The 4,624-nt window shown below is 67.2% G+C and carries 4 protein-coding genes and 1 pseudogene; all 5 read right to left on the reverse strand.

Annotated features, from left to right (window positions below):
- Positions 1 to 699 (reverse strand): 3-hydroxyisobutyryl-CoA hydrolase (locus JWP65_RS16285; RefSeq protein WP_299765594.1); only part of this gene is annotated, 699 nt, incomplete at its 3' end.
- Positions 696 to 1,574, reverse strand: a complete 879-nt coding sequence (locus tag JWP65_RS16290; RefSeq protein ID WP_299765596.1) for a DMT family transporter — start codon at positions 1,572 to 1,574, stop codon at positions 696 to 698. The genes JWP65_RS16285 and JWP65_RS16290, both read right to left, overlap by 4 nt.
- A 166-nt stretch (positions 1,575 to 1,740) precedes the next feature.
- Positions 1,741 to 3,573, reverse strand: a complete 1,833-nt coding sequence (gene typA / locus JWP65_RS16295) for a translational GTPase TypA (RefSeq protein WP_299765598.1) — start codon at positions 3,571 to 3,573, stop codon at positions 1,741 to 1,743.
- Entirely contained in the window at positions 3,570 to 4,520 is a 951-nt protein-coding gene (truB, locus tag JWP65_RS16300; RefSeq protein WP_299765600.1) for a tRNA pseudouridine(55) synthase TruB, read from the reverse strand. Before truB ends, typA begins: the two co-directional genes overlap by 4 nt.
- A gap of 2 nt (positions 4,521 to 4,522) precedes the next feature.
- Positions 4,523 to 4,624: pseudogene (locus JWP65_RS16305) on the reverse strand (ribosome-binding factor A); the annotation flags it as partial.

Below are 4,624 nucleotides of genomic sequence, written 5' to 3' on the forward strand. Positions count from 1 at the left end.
GATCTCCGCGCGGCGGGTGGAGAGCTCGCTGCCCACTGGCGAGGTCCCGGCGCGCACCTGGTCCCGCAAGCCTTCGAAGCGATCACGGTCGGCGAGCGCGTCCCAGGCGGCCGGCAGTTCGGCCGAAGGCAGCAGGCCGTCCGCCAGCCGCGCGGTGAGCGCATCGGCTCCGGTGACCAGTTGCCCGGTCAGCGCCAGGTACTCGCCGATGCGCCCCGGACAGCGCGCCAGGAACCAGCCGCCGCCCACGTCCGGGAACAGGCCGATGTTGGTCTCGGGCATGGCCATCTTCGTGCGCTCGGTCGCAATCCGCAGGCTGAAGTCGCTGCCGTGGGCGGAGATCCCCATCCCGCCACCCATGACGATGCCATCGAGGAAGACGACGTAAGGCTTGGGGTAGACGTGGATCAGGTGGTTGAGCGCGTATTCCTCGGTGAAGAAGTCCTCCAGCCGCGCGTCGCCCGCCAGCACCGCCTGGTGGAAAAAGCGGATGTCGCCACCGGCACAGAAAGCGCCGAACGGCCCCTCGCGCCCCATCCCGCGCAGCGCCACCAGCTGCACCGCGGGATCGTCGCGCCAGGCCAGCAGCGCCGCGTGGAGCGTCCGGATCATGTCCAGCGACAGCGCATTCAGGGCCTTGGCCCGGTTCAGCGTCAGCAGCCCCGCCGCGCCCTTCACTTCAACCAGCACATCGTTCATGCGCTCTGCCTCCATCCAACCAGTTCATTGACCACCAGCGCGCCGATCACCAGCGCGCCGCCTGCCAGCACCGACGGTGCTGGCACCTCGTTGGCCCCGACCCAGACCAGGAGGATCCCGAACACCACCTCCAGCAAGGCCAGCAGCGACATCTCCGGGGCCTTCAGCACCCGCGCGCAGACGACGGCCAGCACGCACGGGATCGCCAGCTGCACCAGCCCCATCAGGGCCAGCAGCCCGAGGTCGTGCATGTTGGCCTGGAACGGCAACGCCAACGGCAAGGTGGCCAGCGACGAAAGGATTGCGCCCACCAGCACGGCCGGCACCAGGTCGACCTGGTGGCCCTGCGCATGCGAACGCTGCGTGGTCGTCCAGTTCACGGCGGCCGCGAACGGCACGCACAACGCCACCAGCGTGCCGGTGAGCTGGCCGCCCTGCGTTTTCTGCGAGCCGAACATGTAGGCGATGCCGACGCCGGCGCCGGCGATGGCGGCCCAGGTCCGGCCGGGGATGCGGTGGCCCAGGGCGACGCGGGCGAACAGCGCGGTGACCAGGGGACCGATGGCCAGCGTGACCAGCACGTTGGCCACGCTGGCCAGCGTCATCGCCACCATGAAAGCCGTGAACATGATGCTCCAGCAGATGCCGGACAGCCACAGCGGCCAGCCGCCGGTGCGCAGCTTGTGGAACACCACACCGGGCCCCTGGACGAACGGCAGGATCACCAGCAGCGACACGACGGTGAAAAAGCTGCGCCAGAACGTCACCTCGAAACTGGCCGCGTGCTCCAGGTGGCGCGTGACCACCCCGGCGATGCCCCACATCAGGGTCACGGCGACCATCAGGAAAACCGCTCGGGTGTGGGTGAGTTTCACTTCGTTCTTGTCGTTGGCCCGGGGGGAATGGTACCCAACTTCGCTAGCGGCACCAGGCCGCCTGGAGCATCGCGCAACGCGGCCTCCCATGTGAAGAAGCCCGGCTTTGCCGGGCTTCTTCACACTGATCAGGCCACTTTCAAATCGCGCAGCGATTTCAAAGTGATTACGCGGCCTGGCGGATGTTGCGCTTGCGCTCGTGCTCTTTCAGGAAGCGCTTGCGCAGGCGCACCGACTTGGGCGTGATCTCGACCAGCTCGTCGTCCTCGACGAACTCGACGCCGTACTCCAGCGTCAGGTCGATCGGCGGCGTGACCTTGATCGCGTCTTCCTTGCCGGAGACGCGGAAGTTGGTCAGCTGCTTGGTTCGCGTGGCGTTGACGATCAGGTCGTTGTCACGGTTGTGGATGCCCACGATCATGCCTTCGTAGACCGGATCGTTCGCCTTGACGAACATGCGGCCGCGGTCGTCCAGCTTGCCCAGCGCGTAGGTGAAGATCTCGCCGTCGTCCATCGAGATCAGCACGCCGTTCTTGCGGCCGGCGATCTCGCCCTTGTGCGGCTCGTAGCCGTCGAAGATGTTGGCGATCAGGCCCGAGCCGCGCGTCAGGTTCAGGAACTCGTTGGTGAAGCCGATCAGGCCCCGCGCCGGGATGCGGTACTCCAGGCGCACGCGGCCGCGGCCGTCCGGCTCCATGTTGACCAGCTCGCCCTTGCGCTCGCCCAGCGCCTGCATCACGCCGCCCTGGTGCTGGTCCTCGACGTCGGCCGTCACCATCTCGATGGGCTCGTGGCGGGCGCCGTCGATGGTCTTGAACACCACGCGCGGCTTGGAAACGGCCAGCTCGAAGCCTTCACGCCGCATGTTTTCCAGCAGGATGGTCAGGTGCAGTTCGCCCCGGCCCATCACTTCGAACACGCCCTCCTCGTCGGTTTCCGACACGCGCAGCGCCACGTTGGACTGCAGTTCCTTTTGCAGCCGGTCCCAGATCTGGCGGCTGGTGACGAACTTGCCTTCGCGGCCGGCCAGCGGGCTGGTGTTGACGCAGAAGTTCATGGTCAGGGTCGGCTCGTCGACCTTGAGCATGGGCAGCGGATCCGGGGTGATCGGGTCGGTGATCGTCACGCCGATCCCGATGTCGGCGATGCCGTTGATCAGCACGATGTCGCCGGGGCCGGCTTCCTGCACCTGGACGCGGTCCAGGCCCTGGAACGTCAGGACCTGGTTGACACGGCCCTTGACGACCTTGCCGTCCGGGCCTTCCATCACCACCACGTCCATCATCGGGCGCACGGTGCCGGCGTTGACGCGGCCCACGCCGATGCGGCCGACGAAGGTGGAGAAGTCCAGCGCCGAGATCTGCAGCTGCAGCGGCGCGGCCGGGTCGCCTTCGTGGGGCGGCACGTGCTTGAGCACCGTGTCGAACAAGGCCGACATGTCGGTACCCCACTGCTCGCCGTGCTTGCCTTCTTCCAGCGAGGACCAGCCGTTGATGCCGGAGGCATAGACCACCGGGAAGTCGAGCTGGTCGTCGCTGGCGCCGAGCTTGTCGAACAGGTCGAAGGCGGCATTGACCACCTTGTCCGGGTTGGCGCCCGGCTTGTCCACCTTGTTGACCACCACGATCGGGCGCAGGCCCAGGGCGAGCGCCTTCTTGGTGACGAAGCGGGTCTGCGGCATCGGCCCTTCCTGGGCGTCGATCAGCAGCACCACACCGTCCACCATGGACAATGCGCGTTCGACTTCACCGCCGAAGTCCGCGTGGCCCGGGGTGTCCACGATGTTGATGTGGGTGCCCTTCCAGCTCACGGCGCAATTCTTGGCCAGAATCGTGATGCCCCGCTCGCGTTCGATGGCGTTGTTGTCCATCACCGTGTCGACCACCTTCTCGTGCTCGGCGAAGGTGCCGGACTGCCGCAGCAGCTGGTCGACCATGGTGGTCTTGCCATGGTCGACGTGCGCGATGATGGCGATGTTTCGGATTTGCTTGTTGGTCATACGGGTACGGGTTCGGTGGAACCGCTGATTTGCTTGATTTCGATCGGGCTGAGGAGCCGGGTGGGGATCAGTTCACCGGCCTGGATGTGGGCTGCCCCCAGCAATTGGCCGTCGGGGCCGTACACAGCGACCAGGGGCGCGTTCGCCCACGTGCCCCTGCGCCGCAGGCCGCTGAGGAATCGGCCTGCATCTTCCGTGCCCAGGTCCACGCGTTGGTGGCCCTGCAGCAGCGAATCCACCGGCAACAGCCGGGCCATGCGTTGGGCCTCGTCGAGGCCCTCGAGTTCCTTCAAGGTGACGCAGCGCGCCAAATCGAACGGCCCGGTGGCAATTCTTCGCAGCGCGACGAGGTGCGCGCCGCAGCCAAGCGCCGCGCCGATGTCCTCGCCCAGCGTGCGGATGTAGGTGCCCTTGCTGACCTTGGCGACGATGCGCAGCAGGTCGGGCGCGGTCAGCTCCAGCCGCAGTTCGTGCACGTGGACGTCACGGGCGGCCCGCTCGACTTCCTGCCCGGCGCGGGCATATTCATAAAGCGGCTTGCCGTCCCGCTTCAACGCGCTGTGCATCGGCGGCACCTGCGCGATCGGGCCGGTGAACAGCACCCGCATCTCGTCCAGGTGGTGCTGCGTGAAGTGCGGCACCGGGCGCTGCTCGATCACCTCGCCCTCGGCGTCGCCGGTGCTGGTGCGCATGCCCAGGCGGGCGGTCGCCTCGTAGGTCTTGTCGGCGTCCAGGTGCAGCTGGCTGAACTTGGTGGCGGCGCCAAAGCACAGCGGCAGCACGCCGGTGGCCAGTGGGTCGAGCGTGCCGGTATGGCCGGCCTTCTCCGCCCGCAGCAGCCACTTGGCTTTCTGCAGCGCATCGTTGCTGGAAATCTCCAGCGGCTTGTCGAGCAGCAACACCCCATGCACAGGGCGCCGCTGCACCCTGGTGCGTGGCGCGTGCATGGTCACTCCTCCTTGGAACGGGAGGAAACGGCCTTGGCGATCAAGGCGTTCATGTCGGCCGCGCGCTCGGTGGTGCGGTCGAACTGGAAATGCAGCGTCGGCAC

Origin of the sequence: Ramlibacter sp. (genome assembly GCF_028292805.1) — a bacterium.
Classification (GTDB): domain Bacteria; phylum Pseudomonadota; class Gammaproteobacteria; order Burkholderiales; family Burkholderiaceae_C; genus Ramlibacter.